The 18,176-nt window shown below is 46.7% G+C and carries 22 protein-coding genes and 1 other RNA gene; 8 read left to right on the top strand and 15 right to left on the bottom strand.

What is annotated here, in order from left to right:
* Positions 1–73: 73 nt before the first annotated feature.
* The 7 genes from ACMHKJ_RS17875 to ACMHKJ_RS17845 all read right to left on the bottom strand — a co-directional run bounded on the left by ACMHKJ_RS17875 (position 74) and on the right by ACMHKJ_RS17845 (position 4,749).
* Positions 74–592, bottom strand: coding sequence for a hypothetical protein (locus tag ACMHKJ_RS17875; RefSeq protein WP_413496054.1), 519 nt, complete (start codon positions 590–592; stop codon positions 74–76).
* A gap of 12 nt (positions 593–604) precedes the next feature.
* Positions 605–805, bottom strand: coding sequence for a hypothetical protein (locus ACMHKJ_RS17870; RefSeq protein WP_413496052.1), 201 nt, complete (start codon positions 803–805; stop codon positions 605–607).
* Positions 806–984: 179 nt separating this feature from the next.
* On the bottom strand, positions 985–1,449 hold the full coding sequence (rseC, locus tag ACMHKJ_RS17865; protein ID WP_413496050.1) for a SoxR-reducing system protein RseC: 465 nt from the start codon (positions 1,447–1,449) through the stop codon (positions 985–987).
* A gap of 1 nt (position 1,450) precedes the next feature.
* The gene (rseB, locus tag ACMHKJ_RS17860) at positions 1,451–2,407 is read right to left on the bottom strand and encodes a sigma-E factor regulatory protein RseB (protein WP_413496049.1); all 957 of its coding nucleotides are present in this window, start codon (positions 2,405–2,407) and stop codon (positions 1,451–1,453) included.
* Positions 2,408–2,414: 7 nt separating this feature from the next.
* Positions 2,415–3,050 (bottom strand): anti-sigma-E factor RseA, encoded by a 636-nt coding sequence (rseA, locus tag ACMHKJ_RS17855; protein ID WP_413496048.1) that lies wholly within the window; start codon positions 3,048–3,050, stop codon positions 2,415–2,417.
* 33 nt (positions 3,051–3,083) lie between these two features.
* Complete coding sequence (rpoE, locus tag ACMHKJ_RS17850; RefSeq protein WP_067363854.1) at positions 3,084–3,659, bottom strand: RNA polymerase sigma factor RpoE; 576 nt, start codon at positions 3,657–3,659, stop codon at positions 3,084–3,086.
* A 349-nt stretch (positions 3,660–4,008) separates the two neighbouring features.
* A complete protein-coding gene (locus ACMHKJ_RS17845) occupies positions 4,009–4,749 on the bottom strand; it encodes a tRNA1(Val) (adenine(37)-N6)-methyltransferase (protein ID WP_413496046.1) in 741 nt (246 codons plus the stop codon).
* 151 nt (positions 4,750–4,900) lie between these two features.
* On the opposite strand from ACMHKJ_RS17845, the gene srmB reads away from it, so the two are divergent.
* The gene (gene srmB / locus ACMHKJ_RS17840; RefSeq protein WP_413496044.1) at positions 4,901–6,253 is read left to right on the top strand and encodes an ATP-dependent RNA helicase SrmB; all 1,353 of its coding nucleotides are present in this window, start codon (positions 4,901–4,903) and stop codon (positions 6,251–6,253) included.
* 57 nt (positions 6,254–6,310) lie between these two features.
* On the opposite strand, the gene ACMHKJ_RS17835 is transcribed toward srmB, so the two are convergent.
* Both ACMHKJ_RS17835 and grcA read right to left on the bottom strand, forming a co-directional pair.
* Positions 6,311–7,132, bottom strand: a complete 822-nt coding sequence (locus tag ACMHKJ_RS17835; protein WP_413496042.1) for a lipase family protein — start codon at positions 7,130–7,132, stop codon at positions 6,311–6,313.
* A 160-nt stretch (positions 7,133–7,292) separates the two neighbouring features.
* Complete coding sequence (grcA, locus tag ACMHKJ_RS17830; RefSeq protein ID WP_413496040.1) at positions 7,293–7,676, bottom strand: autonomous glycyl radical cofactor GrcA; 384 nt, start codon at positions 7,674–7,676, stop codon at positions 7,293–7,295.
* 345 nt (positions 7,677–8,021) lie between these two features.
* Here grcA and ung point away from each other — a divergent pair, with 345 nt between their 5' ends.
* A complete protein-coding gene (ung, locus tag ACMHKJ_RS17825) occupies positions 8,022–8,720 on the top strand; it encodes a uracil-DNA glycosylase (RefSeq protein ID WP_413496038.1) in 699 nt (232 codons plus the stop codon).
* 68 nt (positions 8,721–8,788) lie between these two features.
* On the opposite strand, the gene grpE is transcribed toward ung, so the two are convergent.
* Positions 8,789–9,367: a nucleotide exchange factor GrpE gene (gene grpE, locus ACMHKJ_RS17820; protein ID WP_413496036.1), complete on the bottom strand. Its 579-nt coding sequence runs from the start codon at positions 9,365–9,367 to the stop codon at positions 8,789–8,791.
* A 100-nt stretch (positions 9,368–9,467) separates the two neighbouring features.
* Between grpE and nadK the strand changes: the two genes are divergently transcribed.
* The 4 genes from nadK (at position 9,468) to ACMHKJ_RS17800 (ending at position 14,354) form a co-directional block, all read left to right on the top strand.
* Complete coding sequence (nadK, locus tag ACMHKJ_RS17815) at positions 9,468–10,367, top strand: NAD(+) kinase (RefSeq protein ID WP_413496034.1); 900 nt, start codon at positions 9,468–9,470, stop codon at positions 10,365–10,367.
* Positions 10,368–10,455: 88 nt separating this feature from the next.
* Complete coding sequence (gene recN / locus ACMHKJ_RS17810) at positions 10,456–12,117, top strand: DNA repair protein RecN (RefSeq protein WP_413496033.1); 1,662 nt, start codon at positions 10,456–10,458, stop codon at positions 12,115–12,117.
* A gap of 246 nt (positions 12,118–12,363) precedes the next feature.
* Entirely contained in the window at positions 12,364–12,750 is a 387-nt protein-coding gene (bamE, locus tag ACMHKJ_RS17805; RefSeq protein WP_413496032.1) for an outer membrane protein assembly factor BamE, read from the top strand.
* 332 nt (positions 12,751–13,082) lie between these two features.
* A complete protein-coding gene (locus tag ACMHKJ_RS17800; protein WP_413496030.1) occupies positions 13,083–14,354 on the top strand; it encodes an MFS transporter in 1,272 nt (423 codons plus the stop codon).
* 109 nt (positions 14,355–14,463) lie between these two features.
* Here the strand turns inward: ACMHKJ_RS17800 and ACMHKJ_RS17795 are convergent, their stop codons facing one another.
* The 4 genes from ACMHKJ_RS17795 to smpB all read right to left on the bottom strand — a co-directional run bounded on the left by ACMHKJ_RS17795 (position 14,464) and on the right by smpB (position 16,054).
* On the bottom strand, positions 14,464–14,742 hold the full coding sequence (locus tag ACMHKJ_RS17795) for an autotransporter domain-containing protein (protein WP_413496063.1): 279 nt from the start codon (positions 14,740–14,742) through the stop codon (positions 14,464–14,466).
* A gap of 105 nt (positions 14,743–14,847) precedes the next feature.
* On the bottom strand, positions 14,848–14,976 hold the full coding sequence (locus ACMHKJ_RS17790) for a hypothetical protein (protein ID WP_413496028.1): 129 nt from the start codon (positions 14,974–14,976) through the stop codon (positions 14,848–14,850).
* Between the two features lie 184 nt (positions 14,977–15,160).
* Positions 15,161–15,523: a transfer-messenger RNA gene (gene ssrA / locus ACMHKJ_RS17785) on the bottom strand.
* A gap of 48 nt (positions 15,524–15,571) precedes the next feature.
* The gene (gene smpB, locus ACMHKJ_RS17780) at positions 15,572–16,054 is read right to left on the bottom strand and encodes an SsrA-binding protein SmpB (RefSeq protein ID WP_067363885.1); all 483 of its coding nucleotides are present in this window, start codon (positions 16,052–16,054) and stop codon (positions 15,572–15,574) included.
* A gap of 334 nt (positions 16,055–16,388) precedes the next feature.
* On the opposite strand from smpB, the gene ACMHKJ_RS17775 reads away from it, so the two are divergent.
* Both ACMHKJ_RS17775 and ACMHKJ_RS17770 read left to right on the top strand, forming a co-directional pair.
* The gene (locus tag ACMHKJ_RS17775) at positions 16,389–16,823 is read left to right on the top strand and encodes a type II toxin-antitoxin system RatA family toxin (protein WP_413496026.1); all 435 of its coding nucleotides are present in this window, start codon (positions 16,389–16,391) and stop codon (positions 16,821–16,823) included.
* The gene (locus tag ACMHKJ_RS17770) at positions 16,816–17,115 is read left to right on the top strand and encodes an RnfH family protein (protein ID WP_413496024.1); all 300 of its coding nucleotides are present in this window, start codon (positions 16,816–16,818) and stop codon (positions 17,113–17,115) included. Before ACMHKJ_RS17775 ends, ACMHKJ_RS17770 begins: the two co-directional genes overlap by 8 nt.
* Before the next feature lie 77 nt (positions 17,116–17,192).
* On the opposite strand, the gene ACMHKJ_RS17765 is transcribed toward ACMHKJ_RS17770, so the two are convergent.
* Positions 17,193–18,137, bottom strand: a complete 945-nt coding sequence (locus ACMHKJ_RS17765; RefSeq protein WP_413496022.1) for a fimbrial protein — start codon at positions 18,135–18,137, stop codon at positions 17,193–17,195.
* Between the last annotated feature and the right edge of the window lie 39 nt (positions 18,138–18,176).

Genomic DNA, 18,176 nt, shown 5'->3' with positions numbered 1-18,176 from the left:
TGCAGAATAAAACGGAAAAATGGTATTAACAGTGCAATCTCAAACAGCCGGCTTCCGGCAGGCTGTTTGTTTTTCAGCCATAATTTATATGCGTAATTTTACCGGGAGTATAGTCACAACCCACTGCACAGGCAATTTTATGACCCTGCTCAAAAGGAAATGCCGGATTTGTTACCGGGCTGAACATGTCGATATAATCCAGGCTTGCTTTATTGTAAATAAAACCACCGGCAAGCGGATAATTAACCTGATACATCAGCGGTAACATCGCCATCATCGATGAGGCAGGAATACCGATAAGGTGTTTTTCCAGATCGCCCTCCTGAATAGTATCCTGCGGATAAAACCATAATGGCGTGCTGATAAAAAAGCGGGCATTATCATTCATATTCGTCAGTATATATCTGACTAAATCAATTGCCGCATCCCTATTAAGATGTTCAATTACATCCGGCAGGCAAATAACATCATATTCTGAAAATAATTCCGGCGGAATATCCTTAGCCAATCCATGCCAGATATTACGATAAATATTATCTTTAATCAGACTGTTATTATAACAATCAGTCTCAAAACCATCGATACCGTCCACAGACCAGTAAAATTAATCTTCTCCGCCCTTTATAGTCCGTCCCGTAAGGCCCGGACTAAACCCGATATCCGGTACATTTACTGAAAGCTGCATCATCAGATCAGTTAATTGAAATAATAGCTCACGCGGGGCTGCGGACATACCATCACAGCTTCCGGTAATCTCTTTCTCTTCACCGACAAATCCGTAATCCTTTACTATCTGTAATAACATACCACCCATCTCATGCTACATAAATACGCGGATAAAAATATAGGAATAGCAATTATTTATGCCCTTACTCATCCAAATCGCAGGTTCGTTGGCGGCATCTTGAATGTATAAAGGTATATAATAAAAAATCCCCGACGGATACCGGCAGGGATTTTTTTGAGAATCAAATTAATTACGGTTCACTCATTCATCTCAACACTGAGTTCTGACGGCGGCAGCCCGATTTGCAGAATAACCGGCTCATAGTCACCGGTTCCGCCTAAGCGACGGGCAATATTACGTGCCAGCAGAAAACCGGCAACACCGCCCAGCACACCACCAACCGGCACCAGTGCCTGGCTTTCTGCCAGCGCCTGTGCCAGACCGGCACCAACGAATAATCCCAGCAGTGGTGTGAGATAAACCAGCATCGCTGAGCGTAGCAGGCTTCCTTCAGGAATACCCACTTCCACTTTCTGCCCGGTAACCAGCGGTTCACTGACAGGGACTTCCAGCTGATGCTCAGCTTCCGGTCCCAGTTTATTCAACAGATATGACCCACAGGCCGCCTTCGCTTTACAACTGCCGCAACCGGATGATGAACCGTAACGCAATACCGCGCGCCCGTCCTGCCAGCGCACAACGGTCGCCCATTCTTTCACCATATCAACCTCCGCTGAACGTTACCCCGTCAGCAACCTGCCTGGCTGTCGCCATCGGCAGTTCACCAAAAATCGTGATTTCGTTATTACCTTTACGTAAGGTATACAGCGTACGTGAACCCTGGCGCAATGTCTGTTGATTTTCTGGGATCTTAACCGCCTTCGCGACATTCACTGAAAATGAGAAGACCCCGTCACTGAACATCACGGTTTCAATCCACTCTTGTGCCCCAACCTGACGGCGGTTGCGCGTCAGTTCTTTAAACCCGTTCGGCAGACGCATAACATCCCAGTCAAATTTTATATTCTCAGACTGAGGGATTGCCAGAACCGGCGGCATAGTAACAGCCTGCACGGCTTTCAGCGATTCTGTCACACCGGGATTATTCACTGAGACAGATACCACACGGAACTGCTCCAGTGAAACATTATTCAGATCCAGTAACTCGACCTGGAGCGGCAGACCACTCTCTTCATCCACGACAACAATATAATTATAACGGGAGTTATCTTTTGACGTAATCCGCACTACGCGCCCCGGGTGATCCCCGATATGAATGCGACCCACATCAATAAAATTATAATAAGCTTTCAATGCAGCAAAATCGGCAAAAATAATAGCCGGCAGGTAATCAACAATATGGTTACCAGCCAGACTGAATGAATCCAGTCCCGGTTCATAATAGCTGATTTCCTGACCCCGCTGGACGATTTCCCGCCGCGAGCTGTCCATCTGCATAATTTGTGCAACCTGCTGCCCGTTCATCTGCGCATGGCGGTAACGGACAGGAATAATTCCTTTCGGGGAAATGGTAATAAAAGCAAGTTCATAATTGAGAGTACGGGAAGCATCACCCATTTTCTGCAGCAACGCCTCAGCACTTTGTGATTGTGCTGAGGCCGGTGCCGCAGATAACAGGCTGCCCGTCAGAAGAACAACGGATAACCAGATTCGTTTCATTACCACACTACGGCTGTGATTGGCGGGACACACTACCCTGTTTCGGGGCGGATGTCGGTTTAACATCAGACTGACCGTCAGTGTGAGCACGGCGATCCAGTTCATACTGCTGTAAGATAGCGTTCAGACGCGCACCGCGTTCCTGATCCATCTGACTCTGAGGGGCAAGACCTGCGCCACTTTTCAGATCAAGGCTGACCGGTGAGGCGCTGCCCATAAACGGAACTGTGTTAAAGGCAGATGCATCGCCTGTTACCACACTCTCAGTGCCGTCAGTATTATAGTGCTGAACACCCACGATGACCGCGAGTGAAACACATGCCGCCATACCAATCTGAGTGATTTGACTGGCCCACGGACGTAATTTTGCCACAAAACTGTAGTCACGCCATGTTTTCGGTTCAGGCTGAGATTCGGGGATAGCCTGAGGTGCAATATAAACCGGCTCCTGCGCCAGTGCATCAGCTACCCGGGCTGCGATGTCAAAATGCATGACATCCGGCAAGTCTCCGCGCATTGCATCGCGGATAAGATGATAATCTGACCAGCTTTTTTGCAGATCGGTATCACTTGTCAGTCCGGTAACCCATTCACTGTCAAGAGTTTCTCCGTCCATCAGTGCGGAAAGTGTCTCTTTTTGCATGCCAAAGTTCCCTTCAGTGTTGTTAAGCGCTCACTAATATTGTATCAGTGGCTGAACTTTATTATCGATGGCTTCACGCGCACGGAAAATACGGGAACGAACCGTACCAACCGGACACTCCATAATCACGGCTATCTCTTCATAGCTCAGACCATCGAGTTCGCGCAGTGTAATCGCCGTTTTCAAATCCTCAGGTAAGGAATCGATCGTGCGGAAAACCACCGCTCTTAATTCTTCAGACAACATTAAATTCTCAGGGTTCGATATTTCTTTTAATGCGCCCGATGCTTCAAAATTTTCCGCATCGCTTGCATCCACATCACTTGACGGCGGACGGCGCCCCTGAGCAACCAGATAATTCTTTGCTGTATTAACCGCAATACGGTACAGCCAGGTATAAAATGCACTGTCACCACGGAACGACCCGATAGCGCGGTATGCCTTAATAAAGGACTCCTGCGCCACATCCGGAACATCACCCTGCGGAACATAGCGGGAAACTAAACTCGCCACTTTATGCTGATAGCGTATAACCAACATATTGAAGGCGTTCTGATCCCCCGTCTGTACCCGATCAACCAGCATTTGATCTGTTAACTGCTCGCTCATGCGCAGTGTTCTCTCCTGAAGCTCAGTTTCACTGTTCTCTTACCTGTTCCGCTTCACTTCAATATGAGCAAGCGATACTTTGAGTCAGGCAAAAGAGTGAAGTTCATTTTTCTTTTAAAAAAATATAAAAAAACGGATCTTTTTGTGATCTTTCCGACAATTTTTATAAGACGGCACCTAAGCAATCACACCCGGGCGTTAACTTTGACAAGCAGCACTATAGGCTATCACGTTTTTCCCGGTAAGCTCTCTGATAATCACGAAAAATTCCGTCAGGACAGTGTAAATATCCTGTGAAATCCGTTTTAAGCCGGAAAAGCCGCTGCCACATCCGATATGACAGACAGGTTTAATATTTCAGATAAAATCCGCTGATAAATTCTTTAAAATCATCACCATACTGACCATCCTGTATTTTGATACTCATTGTCCGGGTCTGTGCCGTAACCGCCCGGCGGGATAACGCAATCAATATGCGGTGAAACGGGGTATCCGGTTTATCTGACACTGCCACCTGTGAATGCAGAAACCAGTTCTGTGTATTTCCTGCCGCGATAAACGCCTGTCCGATATCATAAGGCAGCACCACACACAGCAATCCGTCAGGTGTCAGCAGTTGCTCCGCCGTGTGCAAAAGCGTGCGGTGATCCAGCGATGCGGTATAGCGCGCCGTCTCACGCGCACTGTCGCGGCAGGCTACGGCAGGTAAAAAATAGGGCGGGTTACTGACAATCAGATCATAGCGTTTCTGCGGATACGCACTGAGAAACTCGCCGATATCCAGATGAAAAACCTGCATCCGTGCCGCCCACGGTGAGGCCTGTGTATTTTCCAGCGCCTGTAAGTACGCGCCTTCATCAATATCCACCGCATCAATCAGTGCCGCCGGCATCGCCCGTTGTGCCAGCATCAGTGCCACCAGCCCGCTGCCGGTGCCGATATCCAGAATGTGCCGGGCGTGCTCACACGGCGCCCAGCCCCCCAGTAAAACACCATCGGTGCCGACCTTCATGCACCGGTCATGGGCGACAAAAAACTGTTTAAAGGTAAAACCGCGGCGGTGCGGAGTGGAATTATTTTCTGTCATCATTATTGCGCTGCTATATGATAAAATAGGAAAAAATCTGTCCGACAGGATACGGGCTTATGTCTGCAGAAGAAAGTCCGGCGTGCACAGAACTATTTTTAATGAAGATCCTGCCCAAGCCGTCTATAATCAGCGGTCCAAACAGAGGTATATAATGACTGCAATCACTTTTTCTGAACTCGAACTTGACGATTCTCTGATAAGAGCACTGAATGAAAAGGGCTTTGAGCGCCCGACTGCCATCCAGGAAGCCACCATTCCGGCTGCGCTGGATAATCGTGATATTCTGGGTTCAGCCCCGACCGGCACCGGCAAAACTGCCGCTTATCTGCTGCCGGTGATCCAGCACCTGCTCGACTTCCCGCGTAAAAAATCCGGGACGCCGCGTGTGCTGATCCTGACCCCTACCCGTGAGCTGGCAACACAGGTCGCGGATCAGGCAAGACAACTGTGTAAATACACACACCACGACGTTGCCACTATTACCGGCGGCGTGGCTTACATGAATCACGCTGAAGTCTTCAGCGAGAACCAGGATATCGTCGTCGCCACTACCGGCCGCCTGCTGCAATACATTAAAGAAGAAAACTTTGACTGCCGCTCAGTCGAGATTCTGATCCTTGATGAAGCAGACCGCATGCTGGATATGGGATTCGCCAACGATATTGAAACGATTGCCGGTGAAACCCGCTGGCGGAAACAGACTATGCTGTTTTCCGCAACGCTGGAAGGCGATGCTATCCGCGATTTCGCCAAGCGGATCTTAAATGAACCGGTTGAAATCGAGACCGATCCTTCCCGCCGCGAACGGAAAAAAATCCAGCAGTTTTATCTGCGCGCTGACGATCTCGAACACAAAAAAGCGCTGCTTATTCACCTGCTGAAACAACCTGAAGTCACTAAATCGATTGTGTTTGTCCGCAAACGTGAACGCGTGCGCGAGCTGTCAGACTGGCTTCGCAGCCAGGACATTATCTCCTGTTATCTTGAAGGGGAAATGGTACAGGTCAAACGAACCGAGGCTATCCGCCGCATGACCGAGCCGGGTCCGACCACCGTGTTGGTTGCCACCGATGTTGCCTCCCGCGGGATCGATATTGATGACATCAGCCATGTATTTAACTTTGACTTACCGCTTACCGCAGACGTTTATCTGCACCGCATCGGACGTACTGCCCGTGCCGGACGTAAAGGTATTGCAATTTCACTGGTTGAATCCCATGACCAGCCGCTGCTCGGAAAAATCATCCGTTACATCGATGAGCCGGTGAAAATCCGCGTGATTGATGAATTAAGACCGAAGACCCGTGCACCGTCTGAAAATGCGTCGTATAAACCATCGAAAAAAGTGCTAGCCAAACGCAAAGAGAAAAAAGCGGCAGAGAACGATCAAAAGAAAAAAACCAAAGTCCGTCACCGCGTGACTAAAAATATCGGAAAGCGTCGCAAGCCAATTGAAGATGGCGCGGTAGTTGAAACGCCGGCGACTCAAAAACCACAGGAATAGCCGGTAACCGGTATCCTGCTCCAAAAAAACGGACTCCGGAGTCCGTTTTTTTTATTTTTATAATAAACGCTCCGGCCTGTTTTCCATTGCAGTGACAACCTGCGTCAGCATATGCGCTTTCACCCCCAGAATCAGTTTCTGCAGAACAGAATGCGCAATCTGCTGCGGATAATAATCCAGCGCTATCCGCCGCCCCAGCGCTTTGGGAATATCCAGACCGTCCTGAATATGGGTCAGCCAGTCATGCTCCAGCACATAATGACGGATAAGCAACGCACCGTGCTGTTGCGCAGTCTTCAATGACAAACCTTCACGTGCCAGGGTATTTTCTGCCAGTCCTGCGGCATTAAAAATAACCGCAGGTTGCTGTAATACCACTGCGCATAATGATGCCAGCCCGCCGCCGAGAGAATGACCAATAATCAACCAGGGATAAGAAGAGTGAGAGAGCAGATGTGTCGCCAGCCTTACAGCCTCACTGTATTGCCGCGAAGGCAGTCCCTGACCCTGGCGGATATTCGTCATCATATCCGCCATATCATTACTGCCGGCAAACGCCAGAATTCCGGTATCCTGATAATGATAAACCATACTTTGCAGACCTGACGGGGTTCTTAACTGTTCCGGTGTCAGAGAAAGGCGTGCCAGTGTCTGCGTATCAGCACAGGTAACGTCTGCTATACGATATTTACCGGGGTTGTAGCTGTCAGCACACAAACGAGCGAGGGTAATATCATCCGGAAGCCCGGTATCTTGAACCGGGGAATAAAACGGCAGAACAGGCTTTTCAATATTGATGTACAGCTGTTGCAAAAGTGACTGGCAGTGCGGTGTGGATGAAAAGGACAGTAACTGTGAAAAATAGTGATCAATTAACATAAATACGCCTCCGCAGATATACAAGGCGCTACTTCACCTGATCCGGTGAAAGACAACAATATTATTATTTATCAGTCTGTTATATAAATTCCATTAGTATAATGATAAAAAAAACCACGCCGGAGCGTGGTTTTTAACATAACGGTAGTTACAGGTACAATTACAGGCTTGCTGTAAAAGTACGGGCAATAACATCGCGCTGCTGTTCAGGAGTCAGTGAGTTAAAACGCACTGCATAACCAGAAACACGGATAGTTAACTGCGGGTATTTTTCAGGATGATCAACAGCATCCTGCAGTGTTTCACGGCGCAGAACGTTAACGTTCAGGTGCTGACCACCTTCAACGCGAACGGTCGGCTGAGCCTGAAGATTAACTTCACGATACTCAAAAGGACCTAATTCCGCACGGGAAACAACATCACCGTCTGCATATTTTTCTTTGGCACAGATGCAGCGGACTTCGTCTTTGCTGTCATCCAGCAACCAGAAAGAGTTCAGCAGTGCAGCATTGTCAGATTTAGTAATTTGGATACCAGTAATCATAGTGACCTCCGGGTTAGTTCGATATTAATTTATCGATTGTCATTTAAAGTGGAAATTGGTCTAACCAATGTCTATGCGTATTATATACCAAGAAAATCAGGTCGATTCTTTGATATATATCAATAAAAATCACACATACTTATCACATCGCCCGTAAAAGCCTGTTTTAAATCAAAAACACCCATTCGGAAAATTTACTTTTTTTTGTAAAAATGCACTATTTTTTTAAAATCCTGTGGCTCACAGGAAACTATCCGGCAAATATTGCCTTCTGCTTTCCCAAGACCCGACAAGTCAGGTAAGCTGGACACTGAATTTTTGTTATTAATGAAGGATAACAACACAATGCCCACTTCACTTACCTGGCATGACGTCATCGGACGGGAAAAAACACAGTCCTATTTTATTGATACACTAAATACCGTTGCCCACGAAAGAGAAATTGGTAAGACCATTTATCCAGAACAAAAAGATATCTTTAATGCCTTCCGTTATACAGAGCTGAAAGATGTCCGTGTTGTGATGTTGGGACAAGATCCTTACCACGGTCCCAATCAGGCTCACGGTCTCTCTTTCTCCGTACTGCCCGGTATTAAGCCGCCTCCTTCACTCGTTAATATGTATAAAGAGCTGGAAACGGATATTCCCGGTTTTACGCGACCTGACCACGGCTGTCTCGTCAGTTGGGCGCAACAGGGCGTACTGCTGCTCAATACAGTACTAACAGTTGAACGCGGTCAGGCACATTCCCACGCAAAACTGGGCTGGGAAACCTTTACAGATAATGTTATCACCGCTATTAATGAAAATTGCAGCGGTGTTATTTTTCTGCTCTGGGGCGCGCATGCGCAGCGCAAAGGTCAGCATATTGATCAGAATAAACATGTCATACTGAAAGCACCGCACCCTTCTCCGCTCTCCGCACACCGCGGTTTCCTGGGCTGTCATCATTTTTCGCAGACAAATGCGCTGTTACAGGCACACGGACAGACGCCAATCGACTGGCAGCCGGTAATCCCGGCAGAATTACAGCCGGGCGTATAAAACAGAGACAAAAATGCCACCCTATACTATAAAGGCGGCATTCCGTTGCGTATGCAGAAAGTCTCTGCTTATTTAGACACAATCACCATCGCCGGACGCAACAAACGCCCGCTCAGGGTGTAGCCTTTCTGCAACACATTCACTATCTGGTTCGGCTCATGCCCTTCGGCCTCAACCATGCTGATAGCCTGATGCACATCCGGATTGAACGGTACTTTTGTCTCGGCAACCACATCAATACCAAATTTTTTCACAGCATCCAGGAATGATTTCAGCGTCAGCTCAAGACCTTCGAGCATACTTTTCTGCGCTTCATCTTCCGGATTGACAGCTTCCAGTGCACGTTCCAGGTTATCAATCACCGGCAGCAGTTCATTAGAAAAACGCTCTAATGCAAATTTATGCGCTTTTTCAATGTCCAGCTCCATACGGCGGCGGTTATTTTCAATTTCCGCCTTCGCCCGCAGCATTGCTTCACGTTCCGTTTTACGGGACTCTTCCAGCTCATGCTCCAGCTCCGCAATACGACCCGCCGCTACTGCCGCGTGGTCAATTTCTGTGTCTGCTGCCTGTTCCTGCCCTGCATTCAGGGTATCTGCTGCATCTGCAACAGGTTCTTCGTGTGTTTTTTGTTCGTGACTACTCATAAAATCTCCGCGTATTTCGCAATAATCCTGATTCTTGTTTATTATGGGGATCAAACTCAAAGATTCAAGGGAACGGCGACTAAGTGAGGGGAAAACGCACATGCTGACAGACAGCCCGGCAAAAAATAAATTATTCCGCTGCATCGGGATTGTCGGCCACCCGCGCCACCCGGAAGCACTGGCAACACATGAACAACTCTATCACTGGCTGATGAAAAAAGGCCTGCGTGTTCTTGTTGAAAGTGATGTCGCCGCCGAAATGCGGTTAACGGATGCTGAAACCGGCTCATTACCGGATATCGGGCAGGAAGCGGACCTGGTCATTGTTGTCGGCGGTGACGGCAACATGCTGGGCGCTGCCCGCGTATTGTCACGTTACGGCGCAGATGTTATCGGTGTAAACCGGGGAAATCTCGGGTTTCTCACCGATCTCGCGCCGGATAATGCCCTTCAGCAGCTTGACCGCGTGCTGACCGGCGAGTATCACGTCGAAAAACGTTTTTTGCTGGATGCAGGTGTGGTTAGTGCTGACGGAAAACTGCGGCGCAGCACTGCCCTGAATGAAGTTGTTCTGCATCCGGGAAAAGTTGCACATATGATTGATTTTGAGGTTTACATTGATGAGCGCTTTGCATTTTCACAGCGTTCTGACGGCCTGATCATCACCACACCGACCGGCTCCACCGCCTATTCACTCTCTGCCGGTGGTCCGATACTGACACCTGATCTTGATGCTATCGCACTGGTGCCGATGTTCCCGCATACGCTCTCCTCGCGTCCGCTGGTCATCAGCAGCAACAGTACCATCACACTGAAATTTCCGCAGACAAATATTGACTACGAAGTCAGTTGTGACAGCCAGATTGCCCTGCCGATACAGGAAGGTGACATTGTTAAAATCAAGCGCAGCCAAAAAACGCTCGATTTAATACATCCGATTGATTACAACTATTTCAATACGTTAAGTACAAAATTAGGCTGGTCTAAAAAAATGTTCTGATTTTTTTCACTCCGCCTCTTTACGGGATATAAAACCTGATTATACTGTACATAAATACAGATATGGTTATATCACCAGGAGAGGCGGAATGTTAACTCAGCTCACTATCAGCCAATTTGCCATTGTCCGCGAATTAGAAATCGACTTCCGCGCAGGTATGTCTGCCATTACCGGCGAAACCGGCGCAGGGAAATCCATCGCCATTGACGCCCTCGGGCTGTGCCTCGGCAACCGCGCTGATGCCAATATGGTGCGCCCCGGTGCAAACCGCGCAGATATCTGCGCCCGCTTCTCCCTGAAAGATACCCCCGCCGCCCGTCTCTGGCTGGAAGATCACCAGCTCGATGATAACCATGAGTGCCTGTTGCGCCGGACAATCAACAGTGACGGACGTTCCCGCGGGTTTATCAATGGCACCGCAGTCCCCCTTTCCCAGTTACGGGAACTGGGTACTTTGCTTATTCAAATCCACGGCCAGCATGCTCACCAGCATCTCCTTGAAAGCAGCCACCAGAAAGTATTACTGGACACATACGCAAACCAGGGGCTGCTGTTAGGTGAAATGAAAAAAGCCTGGCAACTGTGGCATGATGCCTGCCGGGTGCTGGCGGGTTATCAGCAGCAGTCGCTGGAGCGGGAAGCCCGTCAGCAGCTTGTTGATTATCATCTGAGAGAACTCAGCGAATTTGAACCACTCGAAGGGGAATTTCCTGAGATTGATGCGGAATATAAACGACAGGCGAATTCAGGTCAGTTTCTGAGCCTGAGCCAGGAAACATTAAATATTCTCAGTGAAAATGATGAACGCAATATTCTCAGTATGCTTAACCATGCCAGAAATGAACTCAGCGAACTGATTTCACTGGATGAAAGCCTGTCACCTTTACTGACCATGCTGGAAGAAGCCACTATTCAGGTTGATGAAGTCACTAACGAAGTGCGCCATTACCGTGACCAGGTCGATCTTGACCCCAACCGACTTTACGAACTGGAGCAACGCCTTTCACGTTATATCAGCCTGAGCCGTAAACATCACACGCCGCCGGAAGAGCTTTATGTGCTCTATATGCAGTTACAGGAAGAGCAACAGATGCAGCAGGAAAGTGAGCATCACAGTGAAGAACTGAGTCAGCAGGTGGAGCAGTGCTATCAGCAGGCACTAACCATTGCACAACAACTGCATATGGTCAGAGAACACTACGCCGCTGAACTGGGCGAACTGATCACACAGAGTATGCACCACCTCTCTATGCCTCACGGACGCTTTACTGTCGATATCACCTTCACGCCCGATCAACTGAATACAGATGGTGCCAGCAAAATTGAATTTAATGTCACCACCAACCCGGGGCAACCGCATCAGGCATTGGTTAAAGTCGCTTCCGGCGGGGAATTATCCCGTATTGCTCTGGCAATCCAGGTGATCACCGCGAAAAAAATGGACACCCCTGCACTGATTTTTGATGAAGTCGATGTCGGAATAAGCGGCCCGACTGCAACTATCGTAGGAAAACTGCTTCGTGAACTGGGTGAGTCCACACAAGTAATGTGTGTGACACATTTACCACAGGTCGCCGGTTGCGGGCATCAGCACTATTTTGTCAGCAAACACACCAACGGCACAGAAACAGAAACCGCAATGCAGTTACTTGACAAAAAATCACGGATACAGGAGCTGGCCCGGTTGCTGGCAGGAGCCGAAGTCACAAAAAATACGCTGGCGAGCGCAAAAGAATTACTGGCGGCGTAACAATCTGACAGATTTCATTCAACTTTTATGCGATCCTATGGTCATAGAAAAATGCATACCCAATGGTATTCAGGATGCAGGCAGGCGGTAAGGGAAGATAGATGGGGAGCATACATTAGTATGTGACCCGGCTAGCTTCATGCAACCAACGAACCTGCAGTTTGAATGAATAAGGGTATAAAGGTTTTCAATTTAGTTATTGTCGATTATCATCGTCACCATGAATCCTAAAGGAATGAAATCACCATGCGTTGTAAATTGCTGATTGCCGCAACGACATCTCTGTTGCTGTTAACTGCCGGATGTTCCACTCTGGAGCGTGTGGTCTACCGCCCTGATATCAACCAGGGGAACTATCTTACACCCGCAGATGTAGCGAAAATCCAGACAGGAATGACTCAGCAGCAAGTTGCCTATACACTTGGTACGCCGATGTTACGTGATCCGTTCGGAACACAAACATGGCACTATGTTTTCCGCCGTGAGCCGGGTCACCAAAAAGTAAAACAAGAAACACTGACACTCAGCTTTGATACCGCCGGCAAACTGACTGAAATCAAAAATACGGATTACAAACCTGATAACGGGGATGAAACCACAAGCGAAATCGCGAGTGAGACCGTAAAAGACTAATTCATCATTATCACGCACGTCTGACGTATGGTGAACTGTAAAAAACCGCTGATGCAGGTATTGTGTCAGCGGTTTTTTATTTTATACCCAACATCATTCAATCAGTCGATCGGCAGCACTTCCGGTTGAGAAATAAACTGACAGATAAGCTGTAAATCAGCAAACAACAAAGTAAACAGTGGTATCGTCCAACACTTGTTACCATACTAATTATACGGTTATAAGTCATTAATATAATTAACTTTTCATAAAAACTCAACTGGCAGATATTATCATGCTAGTATTCACGAATATTTCGTATTCACACATGTTTGATAAGTAAGGTTAACAGCATGTCTAATCGGTTAAGACTTCAGGACGGGAAAACGCTGACACTGGCGTCTCTGGGTGGTGCACTGGAATTTTATGACTTTATTGTCTTTCTCACCTTTGCGCCCTTTTTACAGATACTCTTTTTCCCGGGTGACTCGCCGCTGCTTTCAAGCATTATGACCTATCTGACCTACGCGGTAGCGTATTTCGTACGCCCGCTGAGTGGTGTTGTAATGGCTCATTTCGGCGACATTATTGGTCGGAAAAGAATGTTCATGCTGTCACTTTTCCTGATGGCTATCCCGACACTGTTAATCGGCTTACTGCCTACTTACGAACAAATTGGCTATGCCGCGCCGGTGCTGTTGCTTATCATGCGTCTGTTACAGGGAATAGCATTAGGCGGTGAAGTCCCCAGCGCACACGTTTTTGTCACAGAGCATGTCCCGCACAACCGTATGGGGCTGGCAAACAGTATGATCGCCAGCGGTCTGACATTTGGCGTGGTTATTGGTCACTTTGCAGCATACATTATTTATATGAATTACAGCCATGATGAGATTTTAAGCTTTGCATGGCGCTACCCGTTTATCTGCGGCGGTGTATTAGGACTCATGGCTGTCTATTTGCGTCGTTATCTGCGCGAAACACCCGTATTCCTGGAAATGAAAAAACGCAAAGAGTTGGTCGACCTTCCGATAAAAGAAGTATTAAAAAACTTCCGGGGCGCAACACTAATTTCTATTTTAACCACCTGGCTGCTGACCACTGGTGTGGTGTTAGTCATACTTGCACCTAACCTGATGAAATCAGATATTTTTAAAATCGACCCTGAATTTGTCAGTAAAATTGCCATCCTGGCAACAATAATGAATGTGGTAGGTAATATTATCGCTGGTATTATTGCAGACCGTGCCGGAGTACGAAAAACAGTTGTTCTCTATAGCCTGCTTTTGGCGGGCACCAGTTATGCGTTCTTTAACTCATTAAGCAGCGGCGATCACATGACTATCGGCTTCTTATATTCATTTGCCGCCCTGTTCTTAGGTTTAGTCGCCTGTGTGCCTATCATTATTATCAAGCTTTTCCCGGCAAATATCCGCTTAAGCGGTATCGGATTTTCCTACAATATAGGTAACGCCCTCTTTGCCGGACTGACCACCTTTACCGTCCCGGTCATCGCCGAACACGTAAACCCGATGTTTATCGCCTACTACATATTATTCCTCTGCGCCCTCGGCCTGTTTATCAGTTTCTGTCTTGGCAGGAAGTCAGTGAAGTTTTATGTTTAAATAACTCAGGGATGTCTGTTAAACAGCCATCCCTGAGTTTCATTTCTGTTTTCATATCGGTAAAGGGCTGACGATCTCTCGTCAGGAGTTCTCAATACCAAATTCACTGTCAGAACGAATAATTAAGACCAATAGAGTAATTAACCGAGTTACTATGGTTGCTTTCCTGATTGTAATTAACCACCCCGAACACATTCAGATTCTCTGTCAATGCAGCTGAAGCACCTAATTTTGCTGATACCCAGCTATCCTTTGATTCAATACCTGTGCGGGTAAACGACGTATCCGTACTGTTAACCCCACCTTTAACGCTCATTGGTTTATCGCTTAAATTGTGATTATATTTTATTTCAAAATAAGGGGTTACCGGCAATGACTGCGTACTGATGTCCCCCCTCCGTTCACAATATTCCGCTCTTGTTTCTGAGAACCAAAATGCAAATCCCAGAACGGGAAAGGCAAGATGCTTAAATCAACCAAGGATGGCACTACTTTAACATTTACCGTGCGTAACGTTGCTAATTCCGTTCTGGTGACCGATTTCGCCGACCTTCATACCAGAGTCAGCCAGCTTTAAAATACTGACGATCTGCAATTCGGTAAAACGTGCTTTTTTCATCATGACCTCAGCTGTTTTCAGGGCAGAAAATCTAACTGTAGTTGTTCCATTTTAGGGAAGTGGACAATAACCAGGCCAATTCAGACTTCGCAGGACAAACTATGGACACAAAAAAGCCCACAGGCTTGCGCCATGTGGGCTTTCAGGACTTCGTATCGGGCTCTGGTGACCGTCAACAAAGAATTTTTGGTGGAGCTGGGGGGATTTGAACCCCCGTCCGAAATTACTACACCGTCGGTACTACATGCTTAGTTTATCTTTACATTCGCCTGCCAGCTGCGGACAAACACGCCACTAACAAACTAGCCCGATTAGTTTTAATGCTTCATCCCCAGGCAGGGAATCTACACGATCTCTTTTGGTTTTGACCTCTCTTGATCCCCGTCCTAAGAGCGGAGGCTAGGGAGAGAGGGCTTCCTGCAGGTTATTAAGCTGCTAAAGCGTAGTTTTCGTCGTTTGCGACTATTTTTTTGCGGCTTTTATCGTGGCAAACCGCCCCACGGCATGCACCTTGGGTTTCGCAAATCCCGTCGAATCCAGAATCAGCCCCAAGTTGTTGAACAGAGTATATCAGAAAATTAGTGAAGAATACCAGTACTTAACGGCCGGCATGCTTCATAATTCTCGCTTTGTCTACTTTCCACTCACGATCTCTGATGTCATCGCGCTTGTCATGCTCTTTCTTACCTTTGGCAATGCCGATCTTGACTTTGCACCAGGCATTTTTCCAATAGAGTGACAATGCAATAACGGTGTGTCCGTCCCGATTAACTTTACCGAACAAGGTATCTAGTTCCCGTTTGTTCAGCAGTAACTTACGTGTCCGTGTCGGATCGCAGACAACGTGAGATGATGCCACACTGAGTGGCGTAAAGTTTGCACCAAACAGGTAAGCTTCGCCGTCACGCAGGATCACGTAACTGTCGCCGAGGTTTGCTTTACCTGCACGTAAGGATTTGACCTCCCAGCCTTGCAGCGCCAGACCCGCTTCCATCTCTTCTTCGATAAAGTAGTCGTGGCGGGCGCGTTTATTGAGCGCAATGGTGGCAGAGCCTGGTTTGTGAGCTTTTTTCTTTGTCATAATGGTCGCTATTATACGTTATGCGCACATGAAATAAATTGCTTATTTATCCGTCGTAAGATAAATGATGATATTTTAAGCGCTGGTTCGGATTTTTTATCCCAATACGCTGTTTTTAACACGTTACCGGGATTACGCAAGTCATTTTCTGCGAAAATCCCCTATCCCCTTTTGTGGTAAACATCTTTGTTGTCATTAAGATACATTCTGTCATCACGCCACGCAGGATTGTCCATTTATCTCAGCGGCGGAGCACAGTATAATGACGGGTAACAGGCGAAAAATCACCTACCGGCAGGTTGCCGTTTTTGACTTTCTTATTGCAGGATTTGTTATGCCACAGATTAACCGCTCTGCACTTGTGCCTTTCAGTGTGGAACAGATGTACAACCTTGTAAATGATGTCCACTCTTATCCGGAATTTTTACCCGGATGTGTGGGAAGCAAAATCCTCAGCCGGGAGCCGGATGAAATGACTGCCGCAGTAGAGGTGTCAAAAGCCGGGATAAGTAAGACATTTGTCACACGTAATCAACTGACGAATAATCAGCACATCAGCATGCAGTTAGTTGAAGGCCCATTCCGTAAGCTTATGGGGGGATGGTCATTTATCCCTCTGAGTGATAATGCCTGTAAAGTGGAACTGAGCCTGGACTTTGAGTTTACTAATAAGCTGGTTGAACTGGCATTCGGACGTATTTTCAAAGAACTGGCCGGTAATATGGTGATGGCATTTACCCGCAGGGCAAAAGAGGTTTACGGTGTCTGATATATCTATCGAGGTTTGTTATGCATTACCGGAGAAACAATTTCTGATCCCGGTAAAAATCCCGCAAGGATCGACCGTTGAAACCGGTATTCTTGCATCCGGTATTTTAGCATTACGTAATGAACTGGATTTATCACAAAATAAAGTCGGTATTTTCAGTCGCCCGGTAAAATTAACCGATACGGTTAATGACGGTGACCGCATTGAAATATATCGCCCGCTGACAGCTGACCCGAAAGAAATGCGCAGAAAACGTGCCGAAGAAGCCAGCCGCAGGAAGAAAGAGAGCTGATATATAAACTCACTGGCATCATAACCACCGAAATATAAAAACCGTATCTGATAAAAATACGGTTTTTATAAAGTTACTCAATTGAATTTAATTGTATATTCAGCAATGGCAGAGAATTTCCCGGGCTCAATATCCCTGGTTAGTTTATAAATATATGCCGTTATCGCCGGACTAAATGTTTTCTGCATTGTTCCGAGATAAGTATCTGTATTCTCTGTGATCTGTTTATCTCCATAGTACAATACAAAACCGATAGATGGGTTATTGGAAGCAATGATACCTTTATCACTTGATCCATACTTCGATGAACTATTTAAAATAATAGATATATTTTTAGTTCGTTTTTCATTGGTACATTGAACAAAAATCGTCTGTGATTCACGAATATTCGTTTTTCCTATAGCAGATGTAAACTGAGAAAAATCCAGCTCACCAAAATCGAACTCAATATTTTTATTGTTAATCACACAAGTTTCAATAGTATCAATATTGGCGGATAGTTTTAATTTCGCCACTGTTTCATGCTGATTATTTTTAATAATACCAATCTGAGATGATGATAACCGTAATGGTGGCGGATTATTTACTGCTGCATAAACAGAAACCGAAGCACGGGGAAGATTAATAATACCATTGCGTTTTTGAGCTGCAATTGACATGCCCTTTTCCGTATAAGCATGAGAATCATCCATTTTAATGGTATAAGCATAATAGTTGTTAAGATAATATGCCGGGGCACCATTAATCATCTGAAAAAACTTAGGCGACATTTCCGTGTTTGGCTGAGTAGCGATAAGCCTTAATTCTTCAGGTAAATTATTATCGCAACCAGAAATATTTCCAATCTGCAGGATATCGCTCACCAGCAGTGTGCCCGCAGTAATTTGGCCTTCAACCCGTTCCTGAACATGAGATTCAGTCACTACAGCAGTAATATATTCATTGCCACAACCAGCAATGGAAGGCACTGAAAATAATATAATTACCGGGATTAACCAGTGACCCTTATTAATTAAAATCATGATCCCTCTCTGAAAAATAATCTGTCTTAACTAAATGAA

It is taken from the genome of Morganella psychrotolerans (assembly GCF_965118875.1).
Classification (GTDB): domain Bacteria; phylum Pseudomonadota; class Gammaproteobacteria; order Enterobacterales; family Enterobacteriaceae; genus Morganella; species Morganella psychrotolerans_C.
Note: the sequence above shows the minus strand (reverse complement) of the source record. Positions and strands in the feature narration are given on the sequence as shown.

Coding starts and splice junctions, on each gene's coding strand:
- ACMHKJ_RS17870 (WP_413496052.1), bottom strand. CDS start 805: ATGTTATTACAGATAGTAAAGGATTACGGATTTGTCGGTGAAGAGAAA.
- srmB (WP_413496044.1), top strand. CDS start 4,901: ATGACTGCAATCACTTTTTCTGAACTCGAACTTGACGATTCTCTGATA.
- ung (WP_413496038.1), top strand. CDS start 8,022: ATGCCCACTTCACTTACCTGGCATGACGTCATCGGACGGGAAAAAACA.
- nadK (WP_413496034.1), top strand. CDS start 9,468: ATGCTGACAGACAGCCCGGCAAAAAATAAATTATTCCGCTGCATCGGG.
- rseB (WP_413496049.1), bottom strand. CDS start 2,407: ATGAAACGAATCTGGTTATCCGTTGTTCTTCTGACGGGCAGCCTGTTA.
- rseC (WP_413496050.1), bottom strand. CDS start 1,449: ATGGTGAAAGAATGGGCGACCGTTGTGCGCTGGCAGGACGGGCGCGCG.
- grcA (WP_413496040.1), bottom strand. CDS start 7,676: ATGATTACTGGTATCCAAATTACTAAATCTGACAATGCTGCACTGCTG.
- ACMHKJ_RS17835 (WP_413496042.1), bottom strand. CDS start 7,132: ATGTTAATTGATCACTATTTTTCACAGTTACTGTCCTTTTCATCCACA.
- ACMHKJ_RS17775 (WP_413496026.1), top strand. CDS start 16,389: ATGCCACAGATTAACCGCTCTGCACTTGTGCCTTTCAGTGTGGAACAG.
- smpB (WP_067363885.1), bottom strand. CDS start 16,054: ATGACAAAGAAAAAAGCTCACAAACCAGGCTCTGCCACCATTGCGCTC.
- ACMHKJ_RS17845 (WP_413496046.1), bottom strand. CDS start 4,749: ATGATGACAGAAAATAATTCCACTCCGCACCGCCGCGGTTTTACCTTT.
- ACMHKJ_RS17800 (WP_413496030.1), top strand. CDS start 13,083: ATGTCTAATCGGTTAAGACTTCAGGACGGGAAAACGCTGACACTGGCG.
- bamE (WP_413496032.1), top strand. CDS start 12,364: ATGCGTTGTAAATTGCTGATTGCCGCAACGACATCTCTGTTGCTGTTA.
- grpE (WP_413496036.1), bottom strand. CDS start 9,367: ATGAGTAGTCACGAACAAAAAACACACGAAGAACCTGTTGCAGATGCA.
- ACMHKJ_RS17790 (WP_413496028.1), bottom strand. CDS start 14,976: ATGATGAAAAAAGCACGTTTTACCGAATTGCAGATCGTCAGTATTTTA.
- recN (WP_413496033.1), top strand. CDS start 10,456: ATGTTAACTCAGCTCACTATCAGCCAATTTGCCATTGTCCGCGAATTA.
- rseA (WP_413496048.1), bottom strand. CDS start 3,050: ATGCAAAAAGAGACACTTTCCGCACTGATGGACGGAGAAACTCTTGAC.
- rpoE (WP_067363854.1), bottom strand. CDS start 3,659: ATGAGCGAGCAGTTAACAGATCAAATGCTGGTTGATCGGGTACAGACG.
- ACMHKJ_RS17765 (WP_413496022.1), bottom strand. CDS start 18,137: ATGATTTTAATTAATAAGGGTCACTGGTTAATCCCGGTAATTATATTA.